This window comes from Cellulomonas sp. ACRRI, from assembly GCF_022346185.1.
In the GTDB taxonomy this organism is placed as follows: domain Bacteria; phylum Actinomycetota; class Actinomycetes; order Actinomycetales; family Cellulomonadaceae; genus Cellulomonas.
Window position 1 is genome coordinate 1 of the sequence record NZ_JAKRMS010000115.1, and the last position, 14,074, is coordinate 14,074.

At 75.7% G+C, this 14,074-nt stretch carries 12 protein-coding genes and 1 pseudogene; 7 read left to right on the plus strand and 6 right to left on the minus strand.

Going from position 1 to position 14,074, the window contains the following annotated elements; translation table 11 throughout:
• The first annotated feature begins 130 nt into the window (after positions 1-130).
• The 7 genes and pseudogenes from MHY85_RS16755 (at position 131) to MHY85_RS16785 (ending at position 8,006) form a co-directional block, all read left to right on the plus strand.
• Entirely contained in the window at positions 131-1,192 is a 1,062-nt protein-coding gene (locus MHY85_RS16755) for a glycosidase (protein WP_308191415.1), read from the plus strand.
• A gap of 1 nt (position 1,193) precedes the next feature.
• Complete coding sequence (locus MHY85_RS16760) at positions 1,194-2,504, plus strand: type I phosphomannose isomerase catalytic subunit (RefSeq protein WP_239198363.1); 1,311 nt, start codon at positions 1,194-1,196, stop codon at positions 2,502-2,504.
• 112 nt (positions 2,505-2,616) lie between these two features.
• Positions 2,617-4,116 (plus strand): annotated as a pseudogene (locus MHY85_RS16765) (alpha-amylase family glycosyl hydrolase); the annotation flags it as partial.
• A 99-nt stretch (positions 4,117-4,215) separates the two neighbouring features.
• Positions 4,216-5,703 (plus strand): phosphomannomutase/phosphoglucomutase, encoded by a 1,488-nt coding sequence (locus tag MHY85_RS16770; RefSeq protein WP_239198392.1) that lies wholly within the window; start codon positions 4,216-4,218, stop codon positions 5,701-5,703.
• The gene (locus tag MHY85_RS16775; RefSeq protein ID WP_239198366.1) at positions 5,700-5,906 is read left to right on the plus strand and encodes a Trm112 family protein; all 207 of its coding nucleotides are present in this window, start codon (positions 5,700-5,702) and stop codon (positions 5,904-5,906) included. The genes MHY85_RS16770 and MHY85_RS16775 overlap by 4 nt, the downstream gene beginning before the upstream one ends.
• 76 nt (positions 5,907-5,982) lie before the next feature.
• Positions 5,983-6,906 (plus strand): cation diffusion facilitator family transporter, encoded by a 924-nt coding sequence (locus MHY85_RS16780; RefSeq protein ID WP_239198369.1) that lies wholly within the window; start codon positions 5,983-5,985, stop codon positions 6,904-6,906.
• A gap of 209 nt (positions 6,907-7,115) precedes the next feature.
• On the plus strand, positions 7,116-8,006 hold the full coding sequence (locus MHY85_RS16785; protein ID WP_239198372.1) for a DUF3800 domain-containing protein: 891 nt from the start codon (positions 7,116-7,118) through the stop codon (positions 8,004-8,006).
• 40 nt (positions 8,007-8,046) lie between these two features.
• Here the strand turns inward: MHY85_RS16785 and MHY85_RS16790 are convergent, their stop codons facing one another.
• The 6 genes from MHY85_RS16790 to MHY85_RS16815 are packed head-to-tail and all read right to left on the minus strand — an operon-like array spanning position 8,047 to position 14,036.
• Positions 8,047-9,360 carry an MFS transporter gene (locus tag MHY85_RS16790; RefSeq protein ID WP_239198375.1) on the minus strand — a complete coding sequence of 438 codons (1,314 nt, stop codon included), beginning with the start codon at positions 9,358-9,360 and terminating at the stop codon, positions 8,047-8,049.
• The gene (locus MHY85_RS16795; protein ID WP_239198378.1) at positions 9,357-10,841 is read right to left on the minus strand and encodes an allophanate hydrolase; all 1,485 of its coding nucleotides are present in this window, start codon (positions 10,839-10,841) and stop codon (positions 9,357-9,359) included. The genes MHY85_RS16790 and MHY85_RS16795 overlap by 4 nt, the downstream gene beginning before the upstream one ends.
• Complete coding sequence (locus tag MHY85_RS16800) at positions 10,838-11,512, minus strand: urea amidolyase associated protein UAAP2 (RefSeq protein ID WP_239198381.1); 675 nt, start codon at positions 11,510-11,512, stop codon at positions 10,838-10,840. The genes MHY85_RS16795 and MHY85_RS16800 overlap by 4 nt, the downstream gene beginning before the upstream one ends.
• Before the next feature lie 2 nt (positions 11,513-11,514).
• Complete coding sequence (locus MHY85_RS16805; protein ID WP_239198383.1) at positions 11,515-12,351, minus strand: urea amidolyase associated protein UAAP1; 837 nt, start codon at positions 12,349-12,351, stop codon at positions 11,515-11,517.
• 9 nt (positions 12,352-12,360) lie between these two features.
• Positions 12,361-13,002, minus strand: a complete 642-nt coding sequence (locus MHY85_RS16810; RefSeq protein WP_239198386.1) for a cysteine hydrolase family protein — start codon at positions 13,000-13,002, stop codon at positions 12,361-12,363.
• 35 nt (positions 13,003-13,037) lie between these two features.
• Positions 13,038-14,036, minus strand: a complete 999-nt coding sequence (locus MHY85_RS16815) for an ABC transporter permease (protein ID WP_158372334.1) — start codon at positions 14,034-14,036, stop codon at positions 13,038-13,040.
• Between the last annotated feature and the right edge of the window lie 38 nt (positions 14,037-14,074).

Below are 14,074 nucleotides of genomic sequence, written 5' to 3' on the forward strand. Positions count from 1 at the left end.
CGCCCGTCCGACCTTCCGCTCGACCCGTCCGCTCGTCCGCCCGACCCGACCCGACCCGCCTCCGGGCCCTGCGCCGGGCCGACTCTCCTCAGCCGCACCCCGCCGACGCTTCCCGTCACCGAGGAGAACCGTGACCGACCCCGTCCCGTACGCGCTGACCCGGCTGCGCACGCTCATGGCCCCCGACCCCGACGACCCGCACGAGGCCGAGGGCGTGCTGAACCCCGCCTCCGGGCGCGGTCCCGACGGCGAGCTGTACCTGCTGCCCCGGCTCGTCGCCGCGGGGAACGTCTCCCGGATCGGCCTCGCCCGCGTCCTGGTCGCCGACGGCGAGCCCGTGGGTGTCGAGCGGCAGGGCGTGGTGCTCGAGCCCGCGACGCGGTGGGAGCGCGGCGCCCGGAACGCCGGCACGGAGGACCCGCGCACCACGTGGCTGCCCGAGCTCGGCCTGCACGTCATGACGTACGTCGCCTACGGCCCGCTCGGCCCGCGCACGGCGCTCGCGGTGTCCGACGACCTGCGGGGCTGGCGGCGGCTCGGCCCGCTGCTGTTCCGGCACGACCCGGGCCTCGACGTCGACCTCAACCTGTACCCGACGAAGGACGCCGTGCTGCTCCCCGAGGTCGTCCCTGGTCCCGGCGGCGAGCCCTGCTACGCGCTGCTGCACCGTCCCACCTGGGACCTCGGGCTGGTCCGGGCGGGGGAGCGCATGTGGCCGCCCGGCGGCGTCACCGACCCGCGGCCGTCCATCTGGATCTCGTACGCCCCGGCCGCCGCGGTGCGCGCCGACGTCACGGCGCTGGCGGTGCAGCACGGGGCGCGCGAGGTGGCGCGGCCGGAGCGGCCCTGGGAGGAGCTCAAGATCGGCGCCGGCCCCGCGCCGTTCCGGGTGCCCGAGGGCTGGCTGCTGCTGCACCACGGCGTGACGGGCGAGATCACCGACCCGTGGTCGACGGAGAACGCCGTCCGGTACTGCGCGGGTGCCATGCTGCTCGACCCCACCGACCCGTCGCGGGTGCTCGCCCGGTCGGCCGAGCCGCTCCTGGAACCCGAGACCGCCGACGAGCGGCACGGCACGGTCGCGGACGTCGTGTTCCCGACGGCCGTCGAGCAGGTCGAGGGCCGGACCTTCGTGTTCTACGGCATGGCGGACGCCCGGATCGGTGTCGCCCGGCTCGACCGGAGGGCGTGACGTGCTGCGCCTGGCCAACCCGGTCCGCCGCTACGCGTGGGGGTCGACCCACGCCCTGCCCGACCTGCTGGGCACGGTGCCCGACGGCCGCCCGCAGGCGGAGCTGTGGGTGGGTGCCCACCCCGCCGCGCCGTCGACGGTCCCGGGCGCGGGCCGCGCCCTGGACGCCGAGGTCGCCGACCGGCCGGGGGCGGTGCTGGGCGACGCCGCCCGCCTGCGGTTCGGCGACCGCCTGCCCTACCTGACCAAGCTGCTCGCGGCGGCGCGCCCGCTCTCGCTCCAGGTCCATCCCGACGCGGCACGGGCCGCACGCCGGTACCGGGAGGAGGAGGCCGCGGGGCTGCCGGCCGGCGCTCGCCGGTACCCGGACCCGTGGCACAAGCCCGAGCTGCTCGTCGCGCTCGCCCCGACCGTGGCGCTCGCGGGCCTGCGCGAGCCCCACGACGCGGCGGGTCTGCTCCAGGCGCTCGGGCCGCGGGTCGGGGCCGGGCTGCGGGACGTGCTCGACGCCCTGCGCGCGCCCGGGCCGGCGGAGGACCGGGTGCGGGCCGCGCTCGCGCACGTGCTCGCGCTCCCGGCCGCAACGGTGCGGGCGGTGACCGCGGCGGCCGCGGGGGCGGCGCACGGCGGCCCTCCGCACGGTGCGGCGGCACCCGGCCGGCCGAGCCCGGCCGACCCCGCCCCCTGCGACCTCGGCGCCGGCGACCCCGCCGCCGGCTACTCCGCCCTCGGCGACCCCGCGACCGACCCGCACCGCCTCGCGCTCGGGCTCGCCACGCAGTTCCCCGGCGACCCGGGCGTCGTCGCGTCCTACCTCCTGCACCCGGTCGCGCTCGCGCCCGGCGACGGCCTCGCGGTCGGCCCCGGCGTGCTGCACTGCTACGTCGCGGGCACGGCGCTCGAGGTGATGGCCGCGTCGGACAACGTGCTGCGCGCCGGCCTGACGGACAAGCTCGTCGACCCGGCCGAGCTGCTGGCGGTGGTCGACGCCCGCCCGGGGCCGCCGGCCGTGCTGCGGCCGCCGCCGGCCCCGGTGGCGCCGGGGCTGCTGCGGCGGGAGTACGCCGCCGGCGCGGACGAGTTCGCGCTCGCGGTGCTCGACGTGGACGCGGACGAGCCCGCCGTGGTGCACGCCGCCGGCGGGCCGCGGACGGTCCTGGCGCTGTCGGGGGCGGTCGCCGTCGCGACCGCGCGGGGCCGCTGCGGACTCGCCGCCGGGGAGGCGGTGCTCGTCCCGGACGCGGACGGCGCGGTCCTGCTCTCCGGCCGCGGCCGGGCCGCGCTCGTCGCGGTGCCGGGGGTGGACCGGTGACCTGGTGGCGGGAGGCCGTCGTGTACCAGGTCTACCCGCGCTCGTTCGCGGACGGCGACGGGGACGGCGTGGGCGACCTGCGCGGGCTGACCGCCCGGCTCGACCACCTGGAGTGGCTGGGCGTCGGGGCGTCGGGGCGCTGTGGCTGTGCCCGGTCTACCCCTCGCCGCAGCGGGACCAGGGCTACGACGTCTCCGCGTACTGCGACGTCGACCCGGTGTTCGGCACGCTCGCCGACCTGGACGCCCTGGTCGCCGCCGCGCACGCGCGGGGGATCCGGGTCCTGCTCGACCTGGTCCTGAACCACACGTCCGACGCGCACCCGTGGCTCCGGGACCACCCCGAGCGCTACGTGTGGCGCGCGCCGCGGCCGGGGCGCACGGGCGGCGAGCCCGGCGCGGAGCCGACGAACTGGGGCGCGGCGTTCGGAGGCTCGGCGTGGACCTGGGACCCCGGCCGCGGTGCCTACCGGCTCGGGCTGTTCTCGCCCTGGCAGCCCGACCTCGACTGGTCGCGGCCGGACGTGCGGGCGGCGCTCGGGGACGTCGTCCGGTTCTGGCGAGCACGCGGTGTCGACGGCTTCCGGCTCGACGTGATCAACCTGGTGGACAAGCCCGCCGTGCTGCGGGACGGGCCGGTGCCGCCGGGTGGGAGCTACGCCGACGGGGCGTCGCTGTGCGCCGACGGACCTCGGCTCGCGTCCCACCTCCAGGAGCTGCGCGCCGCAGCGGGCGACGCCCTGCTGATCGGCGAGACCCCGGGCGTCGACCCGGTGCAGGCGACGCGGCTGACCCGCGACGGCGGGCTCGACCTCGTCCTGCAGTTCGAGCACGCCGAGCTCGACCGCGAGGCCGAGCGGTGGCGCGGGCGCCCCCTGGACCTGCGCGACCTCAAGACCTGGGCGCGCCGCTGGCAGGGGTCGGCGGGAGGGTGGCCCGCGCTGTTCCTCGGCAGCCACGACCAGGCGCGGGTCGCGTCGCGCTACGGCGCGCCGGCGCCGTGGGTCGCCCGGTCGGCCGCGCTCTGGGCGGTGCTCCTGCACGCCCACCGTGGCACGCCCTTCCTCTACCAGGGGGACGAGATCGGCATGACGAACCGACCGGTCGGCGGACCGCAGGACCTCGTGGACGTCGAGGGCCGCGCCGTGCTCGCGGCCGCGGTGGCCGCCGGGCAGGACGAGAGCGCGGTGCTCGACGGGCTGCGCGCGCTGGGGCGGGACAACGCCAGGGCGCCCGTGTCCTGGGACGCGACCGCGCACGGCGGCTTCACCACGGGCACCCCGTGGATGGCGGCGCACCCGGACGCCGCCCACCGCAACGTCGCCGCGCAGCGCGACGACCCGGCGTCGGTGCTCGCCCTGCACCGCGACCTCGTGCGGCTGCGGCGGACGGAGCGGGCGCTCGCGGTGGGCGACAGCACCGTGCTGCTGCCCGACGACCGCCAGGTGTACGCGCTGCTGCGGCGGGCGGGCGGCGCCGAGGTGCTGCTGGTCGCCAACGTGTCGTCATCGCCGGCGGCCTGGCCCGCCGGCCTGGACGAGGGCCCCTGGTCGGGGTCGACCCTGCTGCTCACCACCGCCCGCGTGCGCCGCGACGAGCGGGACGGCGGGTCCACGCCGGCAGCGCCCGCCGGCTCGCCGGCACCCACCGGCCCGCTGGCGCCCTGGGAGGCCCGCCTGCTGCGCCGCGACCGCGCCTCAGGGGGGAGCCCGATGGGATACCGTGACGCCGTGCCTGAGACTTCCGCGCTGCCCGACCTGACCGGCCTGATCAAGGCGTACGACGTCCGGGGCACGGTCCCGGACCAGCTGAACGCCGACGTCGCCCGCGCGATCGGCGCGGCCTTCGCCGACGTCGTCGTGCTCCCCGAGGCCGCGGACGGCGCGCGCCCGCGCGTCGTCATCGGCAACGACATGCGCCCGTCCGGGCCGGAGCTGGTCGGCGCGTTCGCGGAGGGTCTGGCGGCGCGGGGCGTCGACGTCATCACGATCGGGCTGTGCTCGACGGACGGGCTGTACTTCGCGTCCGGCAAGCTCGGCATCCCCGGCGCCATGTTCACCGCGAGCCACAACCCCGCGGAGTACAACGGCATCAAGCTCTGCCGCGCGGGCGCCCGTCCCGTCGGCCAGGACTCCGGCCTGTCCCGGGTGCGCGACCTCGCGTCGGAGTACCTGCGCGACGGCGTGCCTGCCGCGGGCGAGGGCGTGGCCGCGGGCGAGGTGACGGAGCAGGACCTGCTGGGCGACTACGCCTCCTTCCTGCGCGGTCTGGTCGACCTGTCCGGCATCCGCCGGCTCAAGGTGGTCGTGGACGCGGGCAACGGCATGGGCGGCTTCACCGCGCCCGCCGTGCTCGGCACCGGTGCCGGCCTCCCGGAGCTGCCGCTCGAGGTCGTGCCGCTGTACTTCGAGCTCGACGGCACGTTCCCGAACCACGAGGCGAACCCGCTGGAGCCGGAGAACCTGCGCGACCTGCAGAAGTCGGTCGTGGAGCACGGCGCCGACATCGGCCTGGCGTTCGACGGCGACGCCGACCGCTGCTTCGTCGTCGACGAGAACGGCGACCCGGTCAGCCCGTCGGCCATCACGGCGCTGGTCGGCCTGCGTGAGATCGAGCGGGAGAAGGCCGAAGGCCGCACCCCGACGGTCATCCACAACCTCATCACCTCGATGGTGGTGCCCGACCTGGTCACCGCGGCCGGCGCCAAGGCCGTCCGGACCCGGGTGGGCCACTCGTTCATCAAGGCGCAGATGGCCGAGTCCGACGCGGTGTTCGGCGGCGAGCACTCGGCGCACTACTACTTCCGCGACTTCTTCTTCGCGGACACCGGCATGCTCGCCGCGCTGCACGTGCTCGCCGCGCTCGGCGGCCAGCCGCACCCGCTGTCGGCGCTCGCCGAGCAGTACCAGCCGTACGTCGCCTCGGGGGAGATCAACTCCCGCGTCGCCGACGTGGCCGCCGCCCGCGCGCGCGTGATCGAGGCCTACGTCGAGCAGCAGGGCGCCGGCCCGGTCACGGTCGACGAGCTCGACGGCCTGACGGTCTCGCACTGGGACTCGCAGCCGCAGTGGTGGTTCAACCTGCGCGCGTCGAACACCGAGCCGCTGCTGCGCCTGAACGTCGAGGCGGCGGACGAGGACATCATGGAGAAGGTCCGCGACGACGTGCTCGCGCTGGTCCGCCAGGACGGCGCGGCGTGACCGAGCAGCCCGTCGGGACCACCGGCCTCGCCCCCTGGGTGCGGGACCTGCTGCGCTGCCCCGTGACCGGCGCGACCCTCGTGGACGGCGTCGGCCCGGGCGGGCAGCCCGAGCTTCGCTCGACGGACCCGGACCGCCCGCTCGCGTACCCGGTGCGCGACGGCATCCCCGTCCTCCTCGCCGACGAGGCCCGCCCGGTCTAGCATCACCGCTCGGGCCACCGCGCGGCGGCCTCGGGCGACCCCGGTCGCCCGCGCGCTGACCAGCGGAGGGACCGGCATGGCACACGGAGGCGGGAACAAGGCGATCATCGCCGCGCTGTCCGCGAACCTGGGCATCGCGGTGACGAAGTTCATCGCCTTCCTGCTCACGCAGTCGAGCTCGATGCTCGCGGAGTCGGTGCACTCCGTCGCGGACTCGGGCAACCAGGTGCTCCTGCTGCTCGGTGGCAGGCGGGCGCGGCGGGCCGCGGACGAGGAGCACCCGTTCGGCTACGGGCGCGAGCGGTACATGTACGCGTTCATCGTGTCGATCGTGCTGTTCAGCCTCGGCGGCCTGTTCGCGCTGTACGAGGCGTGGCACAAGTTCTCCGACCCGCACCCGATCGAGTCCTGGCAGTGGGTGCCGATCGTGGTCCTGCTCGCCGCGATCATCATGGAGGGCTTCTCGTTCCGCACGGCGATCGTCGAGGCGAACCACACCCGCGGCAAGCAGGGCTGGGTGTCCTACATCCGCACGGCCAAGGCGCCCGAGCTGCCCGTGGTGCTGCTCGAGGACTTCGGCGCGCTCGTCGGCCTCGTGCTCGCGCTGTTCGGCGTGTCCATGACGCTGGTGACGCACGACGGCCGCTGGGACGCCGTCGGGTCGGCCGCGATCGGCGTGCTGCTCGTGCTGATCGCGATCGTGCTGGCCGTCGAGACCAAGAGCCTGCTGCTGGGGGAGTCAGCCACGCGGAAGGACGTCGACGCCATCCGCGGCGCGCTGGTCGGCCCCGGCGTGCCCTCGGTCATCCACCTGCGCACGCTGCACCTCGGGCCGGAGGAGCTGCTGGTCGCGGCGAAGATCGAGGTGCCCGCGGCGTCCACGGCCGAGGACGTCGCCGTGGCGATCGACGCGGCGGAGCAGCGCGTGCGGGCGGCCGTGCCGATCGCGCGGGTGATCTACCTGGAGCCGGACCTGCGGCACGCGCTCGCCACGAGCTGACCACAGGGGCTGACGGCGCGGACGGGAGACAGGCCTTCTTGACACCTGCTCCGCACGTTCGGCACGCTGGTGATCGCCGAGAGGACTGCCGACGCGGTTCCGATCTGCAGGGCGGGACTGCCAACGCGGTGCCCGCATCGCGGACTCGGCGTCAGAGTAAGGCCCAGCCACGGCTGGGCCTTACCTCGTTCCGGACCATGGGGCTGCCGGTGTACCTGCTGTTCGTCGACGAGTCAGGGACGCACGGCGGAAGCCCCGTGTTCGTCCTGGGCGGAGCCGCCATCCACGAGGACGACGCACAGAGGCTGCAGCGTCAGCTCGATGATCTGGTCATCGAGCACCTCGGGCGGGTTCCGCCGAACCTCGACGAGTACGAGCTCCACGCGGGTGAGATGCGGAACGCCAAGAAGCCGGCACGCGCCGATCATCGGGCGAGCGTATGGGCGGCGGTGCCTCGGCTCGATCGACTGAGTCTGCTGGCGGACGCCTATCGCCTCATCGCCGAGTTCTCCCCGGCAGACCCGGATCTGCCGCTCGCCCTGTTCGGCGTCGCGGTGGACGCGCGGTTCCGTGCGGCGGACTCGCAGGTCACCCGCGAACGTTTCGCCTATGAGGTCCTGCTCAACAAGTTCGACCTCATGCTCATGAAGGCACGAGTCGAGAAGCAGAAGCCGAACCGGGGCCTCGTGATCCACGATCGCCGAGTGGTGGTGGAGCGTGACATCCAGACCTGGACCTCCGAGTGGCGGACCGCGGCCGGCAACGTCGGGCAGCTCCGCAACCTGGCCGATGTCCCGCTTTTCGCCGACTCGCGTGCGACCCGGCTCCTCCAGGTCGCCGACCTGGTCAGCTACTCCTTGTTCCGTCAGTACTCGGCGGACCGGCCGGACGACGCGTTCGAGCAACTGTGGCCGGTGTTTCACTCGGACAGGGGTGTGACGCACGGATGCGTGCACTTCACCCCGTCCTACGGCCAGGGTGCGTGCGCGTGTCGGCCGTGCGAGCAGCGTCTCCTCGCGGAGGCCGCGCAGACCGTCCGTCCGCAGCGGCGCGGGTCACCTCGCGCCGACGCCTCGGCTCCGGGCGTCGATCGATCGTGAGACACGCGCCGCACACGGTCGCCGCGCGCTGACCCGGGGTTCAGACTGCCGCGACCGCCGTACGGCGGGACAGCACGCCCACCAGGACGACCGCCACGAGCATGACCGCCGCCGCTGCCGAACCGAGCACCGCGTAGCCCGGGCCGGCCACGACCCAGCCGCCCACGAGGGCGCCGAGGCCGGTGCCGAGCGAGATGATCGACGAGTTGAGGGCCACGACCAGCTGGCCGTGCCGGCCCGCCAGCGTGAGCAGCACGTTCTGCAGCGGGGAGTTCATCGCCCACGCGGCGAACCCCCAGAGCGCGAACACCGCCAGCGCGGTCCAGGCCGTCGCCGTGGCCGGGGTCAGCAGCAGCAGCGCCACCACGGACGTCGCCAGCGCGAGCAGGATGCTGCGCGCGGCGCCGAACCGGTCCGCGAGCCGGCCGCCCACGACGTTGCCCGCGACTCCCGCGACCCCGTACGCCAGCAGCACCGCGCTGAGCAGCGCGCCGGTCAGCCCCCCGAGGTCGGTCAGCAGGGGGGACGAGTACGTCTGCACCATGAGCGCCGACGCGGTCTCCAGCATCGACACCAGGAGCACGACCGCGACCAGCCCGGGCAGCGCGTCCCCCGAGCCGGCCCGCGGGGCCTCGGCCGCGGGCGCCGGCGCGGCACCCCGAGCACCGAGATCGGTGGGTCCGGCCGAGATCGGTGCTTCCACGGACCGATCTCGGCGCGAGACACCGATCTCGGCGGACACGGGGGCGGGGGCGTGCGGGACGCGGACCAGCGCGAGGACGCTCGCCAGCGCGATCAGCGCCAGGGCGCCCACCAGGGCGTACACGCCGCGGTAGCCGAGCGCCGGGCCGAGCAGGTTGCCCGCGGGCGCCCCGAGGACGGTCGCCGTCGTCAAGCCGCCGAACACCGTCGCCACCGCCCGCCCGCGCCGCCCGGGCGGGGCCAGGCGTGCCGCCAGCACCGTGGCCGTCGGCGTGAACCCGCCGGCCGCGACCGCCGACAGCCCGCGCAGGACGGCGACCTGGTCGTAGGTGGTGGCGAACGCCGTGGCGCCGGTGGCCAGCGCGAACAGGCCCAGCGCCACGGCCATCAGCAGCCGGCGCGGAACCCGCCCGACGACGAGCGTGAGCAGCGGCGTGGACACCGCGTACGTGAAGCCGTAGACGCTGACCAGCGTGCCGACCTGGCTGACCGACACGCCGAGCTCCGCGGACACGCTCGGCACCAGCCCGGCCATCACGTAGGAGCCGAACCCGATCGCGAACGTCCCGGTCGCCATCGGCCACAGCCGGGGTGCGCGCGGGGGACCCGGCGCGGGCGGGATGACGGGCGGGGTGGCGGCGTCGAGCGTCACGCCGGCACCGGGTCCGCGACCCGGCCCGCGCCGGCCCGCGCCGTGGCGGCCGACGCCGATGCGACCGGCGACCCCGCGGAGACCGTCCCGGACGCCAGCGCCGAGGCGGCGGACGCGCCGTCGGCCCCCGGCCCCGACGGCGCCCCGTCCAGCACCTCCCACGCCCCGGGCCCGGCGACGGCCAGCAGCCGCCCCGCGAGGTCGAGCGCGGCGCCGTCGGCGAACCCGCGGGTCAGCACCGAGACGCCGACCCGCTCGCCGGGCACCCCGGCGTCGACCGGCACGGCGACGGCCGCGTACCCGAACAGGTTGCAGAAGTTGGTGTACGTCCCGAGCCGGGAGTTGACCGCCACCGGCTCCGCTGCCACCTCGGCCAGCGTCGGGTGGTGCGTGGTCGTCGGCAGCAGCAGCGCGTCGGCGTCACCCAGGGCCGCCTCCGCGACGACGCGCAGCTCCGCGAGCGTGACGAGGTCGGCGGCGTACCGGTGCGCGGGCAGCTCGCCCGCGGCGCGGATGATGCCGGCCACCACCGGGTCCAGGCCCTCGGGCTCCGCGTCGACCAGCGCGCCGACGGCGGCGTACCGCTCGGCGACGAACGCCCCGTCGTACAGCAGGCGCGCGGCGTCGAGAAACGGGGTCAGGTCGACCTCGCGCAGCGTCCACCCGGCGGACCGCAGCGACGCGACGGTCGCGTCGAACGCCGACCGCCACAGCGGGGCGAGCGCGTCGAGGTCCTCCGCCCGGGGCACGGCGAGCACCGGGGCGTCCGGCGCGGGCGCCGCGACGTCGGCCGGCGCGGGTCGCGCCGCCAGGGCGTCCACGCCGTCCGGCCCCGCCATCAGCCCGACGGCGAGGGCGGCCAGCGGCAGCGACCGTGCGAACACCCCCACGCAGTCGAGCGACCGGCACGCCGGCAGCACCCCGGTGGTGGGCACGAGCCCGGGCGTCGGCTTGACCCCGACGACGCCCTGGAGCGCGGCGGGCACCCGGTTCGACCCGGCGGTGTCCGTGCCGAGCGCGAGGTCGACGATCCCGAGCGCGACGGCGACGGCCGACCCGGACGACGACCCGCCGGAGATCCGGTCGGGGTGGTCGGCGGACCGCACGGCGCCGTACGGGCTGCGGGTGCCGACGAGGCCGGTGGCGAACTGGTCGAGGTTCGTCTTGCCCAGCACCACCGCGCCGGCGGCGCGCAGCCGGGCGACGGCGGTGGCGTCGGCGGCCGCGGTCCACGCGACGCCCGGGCAGCCGGCGGTGGTCGGCAGCCCCGCGACGTCGATGTTGTCCTTGACCGCGACCAGGCGGCCGAGCAGCGGCAGGTCCGCGCCCGCCGACGCCCGGTCGGCCTGCGCGCGCACGTCGGCCTCGACGTCGGCCCGGGGGCGCAGGTGGATCCACACCTCGGGCCGGTCGACCTCGGCGATGCGGGCGTAGGCGCGGTCGACCGCGGCGAGCCCGTCGACCCCGGCGCCCACGCTCACGCCGCCCCCTCCGTCACGATCATCCGCACCGGGGTCGGGTCGAACCCGTTGCACGGGTTGTTGATCTGCGGGCAGTTCGACACCAGCACCAGGACGTCCCGCTCGGCGCGCAGCGTCAGCGACAGGCCGGGGGAGGAGATGCCGTCGACGATCCCCAGCGCGCCGTCCGCCTCGACCGGCACGTTCATGTACCAGTTGATGTTCGACACCAGGTCGCGCTTGCCGAGCCCCCAGCGGGCGCCCTCGGCGAGGAAGTTCTCCACGCAGGCGTGCTGGTGCACGGTGTGGTGGCCGTACCGCAGGGAGTTCGACTCCTTGGAGCAGGCGCCGCCGATGGTGTCGTGCCGGCCGACCTCGTCGTGCACGAGGGTCATCAGCGCGTCGCCGGTGCCGGCCCGCAGCACGGAGCCCTGCACCAGGTAGACGTTGCGCTGCGCGGCGATCGTGTCGGACGCGGAGTACCGGACGGCCGTGTCGTGCGCGTCGTAGAGCAGGCAGTCGACGGCCTGGTTGCCCTCCAGGTCGACGATGGTGAGCTCCTGGCCGGCGCGGACGACGGCCGACCACGGCGACCGGCGGGGGACGACCTGGTCGAGCACGACGGTGGCGCCGGCGAGGCGCGCGGGCAGCGCGTCCGTCGACGGGGCGGGGGAGGTCGGTGCGGCGGTCATGGTCACAGTCCCCTCGCGCGGGCGTAGTCGATGGTGTTGGCGAAGGCGCGCTCGGCCTCCGGGCCGGCCGTGGCCTCCGGGGCGTCGAGCCCCGCGGACGCCCCGCGCCAGGCGCGGACCCGCAGCGGCGTCGACACGTACTCCTCGCGCGGGTCGACCGGGTGCGGCACGTTCGCGAGCAGCACGACGCACGGCAGCTCGAGGCGCAGCCGGACCCGGGCGTCCGCGCCGGCCGACCCGGTGAACTCCGTCGTGCCGTCGTCGGCGATGCGCACCCCCTGGAAGAACGACAGGCTCGGCGGCACGTCGCGCGCGCCCAGCCCGTTCTTCAGGGCGGCGAGCAGCAGCAGCTCGCGGCCGGCGGGGGTCCCGCCCTGCGGGGAGCCGTCGCCGTACCGGGCCTCGTTCGCGGCCTTCGACGACGTGCCGGCGAACGTGTCGTGCCGCCCCGAGGTGTCCTCGACGACGGTCGCGAGCACCCGGCCCCGGTCGGACAGCAGCATCGAGCCCTCACCGAGGTACGCCTGCCACTGGATCTTGACGGTGTCGGCGACGTTCAGCCGCTCGTCGACCTGGGCCGCGTTGGTGAGCACCAGGTGGGCGCACGCGTCGCCCGCCAGGTCGGTCAGCTCCAGGACGGAGCCCCGGGCGAGCACGACGGTGGTGTAGTTCCCGCCGGCGACGGTCTCGGCGTGCAGCCGGTCCTCGGGCGCGACCTCGGCGGGCCAGTCGGCGGCGGTGGCCGCCGGGACGGTCGGCATCGTGTCGACGACCGTGCCGCCCTGGGCGCGCGCGTGGTCGCGGGCCCCCAGTGGCGAGGCGGTGGAGATGCTGGTCATCGGTCCTCCTCAGACGGCCTGGGCGGTGGTGGCGAGCGCGCGCTGCACCTCGGGGTTCGGCTCCGCGGTGGCGAGCCACTGCTGGACGTCCTCGGCGGTGACCAGCGCGTCGCGCTGCAGGTAGCCGATGGCGCGCAGGGCGGCGTCGTGCGCCTCCTGCGTCGAGCCGCCGACCGCGTCGGTGACGACCCGCACCCGGTAGTCGTGCTGGTGCGCGTCGACCGCGGTGTAGTGGATGCACACGTCGGTCAGGCCGCCGATGAGGATCACGGTGTCGGCCTGGTACGCCTTGAGCACGATCTCCAGCTCGGTGCCGAAGAACGCGGAGTAGCGGCGCTTGCGGATCAGGAACTCGTCCGGCCGCGGGTCCAGGCCCTGCGCGAGCTCCGTCTCCGGCCAGCCCTCGACGCAGTGCGGGCCCTCGGCGCCGTCCAGCTCGCGGCCGATGTCGATCAGCGAGGGCTTGTGCACCTCCTGGATCCACACGACCGGGATGCCCTGCTCGCGGCAGGTGGCGATCATCTTCCGGACCCGCGGCGCCCGCTCGGTGCGGCCCGGCATGTAGGGGATCTCGGTGCGGGACTCGGCGCGCTCGACGTCGCCGCCCTGGATGTCGACGACGATGAGCACGGCGTTGCCGGTGACGTTCATGAGGTGGTTCCTTCCGGGGGGTGGTGCGACCGCGCTCAGGCGAGGGCGATGCGGCGGTCGGCGGCGGCCTGGAGCACGTCGACGACGGTGTTGAGCAGGACGTAGACGACGCCGAGCAGCAGGGCGACGCCCGCGATGGCGGGGAAGTCGGAGGCCGCGACGGACTTGTCGAGGTAGGAGCCGACGCCGGGCCAGTCGAAGATCTTCTCGACGACCACCAGGCCGGCCAGGAGCATGCCCGCCTGGATGCCGACCATCGACAGCGTGGGGCCGAGCGAGTTCCGGACGGCGTGCCGCACGAGGATCTGCCGCTCGCCCATGCCGGCGGCGCGGGCGGTGCGGGCGTGGTCGGCGGCCATGTTGGCCTTGAGCCCGTCGACCAGCACCCGGCCGATCGCGACGGCGGGGGAGATGGCGGCGCACAGCGCGGGCAGCGCGAGGTGCGTGACGGCGTCGCCGGCGACGTCGAACCGGCCGGCGAGCAGCCCGTCGAGCACCAGGAACCCGGTCGGCCCGGCGGGGGCGTCCCGCAGCCCGGTGCGACCGCCGGACGGCAGCCAGCCGAGATTCCCGTAGAAGACGAGCAGGGCGACCATGCCGAGCAGGAACGTCGGGGCGGCGGCGCCGCTCAGCAGCACGACCCGGACCACCCCGGCGCCGCGCCACCGCAGCGTCGTGAGGGCCGCGAACGCGACGCCGAGGACGAGCGCGATGCCGAGCACCCACGCCGCGAGCTCGAGGCTGGCCGGCAGCACCTGCGCCAGGTTGTCGGCGACGGGGGTGCGGCTGCGCAGCGAGTTCTGCAGGTCGCCGTGCAGCAGGCCGTCCAGGTAGGTCAGGTAGCGCTGCACGAGGGGCTCGTCGAGGCCGAGGCGCTCGCGGGCGGCGGCCACCGCGTCGGCGGACGCGTTCGCGCCCACGTACGCCTTGGCGGGGTCGACGCCGCTGACCTCCTGGAGGCCGAAGAGCGCCATGGTGAGCGCGAGCAGCACGCCGATCGTGGCGGCGACGCGCTTGACCAGGAACATCACCATGCGAGGGCCTCCTCGGCGGATCGGGACGGGCGGGGGAC

Excerpts from the sequence above, each read along its gene's own strand:
- MHY85_RS16770 (WP_239198392.1), top strand. The coding sequence starts at position 4,216 with ATGGGATACCGTGACGCCGTGCCTGAGACTTCCGCGCTGCCCGACCTG.
- MHY85_RS16780 (WP_239198369.1), top strand. The coding sequence starts at position 5,983 with ATGGCACACGGAGGCGGGAACAAGGCGATCATCGCCGCGCTGTCCGCG.
- MHY85_RS16800 (WP_239198381.1), bottom strand. The coding sequence starts at position 11,512 with ATGACCGCCGCACCGACCTCCCCCGCCCCGTCGACGGACGCGCTGCCC.
- MHY85_RS16805 (WP_239198383.1), bottom strand. The coding sequence starts at position 12,351 with ATGACCAGCATCTCCACCGCCTCGCCACTGGGGGCCCGCGACCACGCG.
- MHY85_RS16810 (WP_239198386.1), bottom strand. The coding sequence starts at position 13,002 with ATGAACGTCACCGGCAACGCCGTGCTCATCGTCGTCGACATCCAGGGC.
- MHY85_RS16815 (WP_158372334.1), bottom strand. The coding sequence starts at position 14,036 with ATGGTGATGTTCCTGGTCAAGCGCGTCGCCGCCACGATCGGCGTGCTG.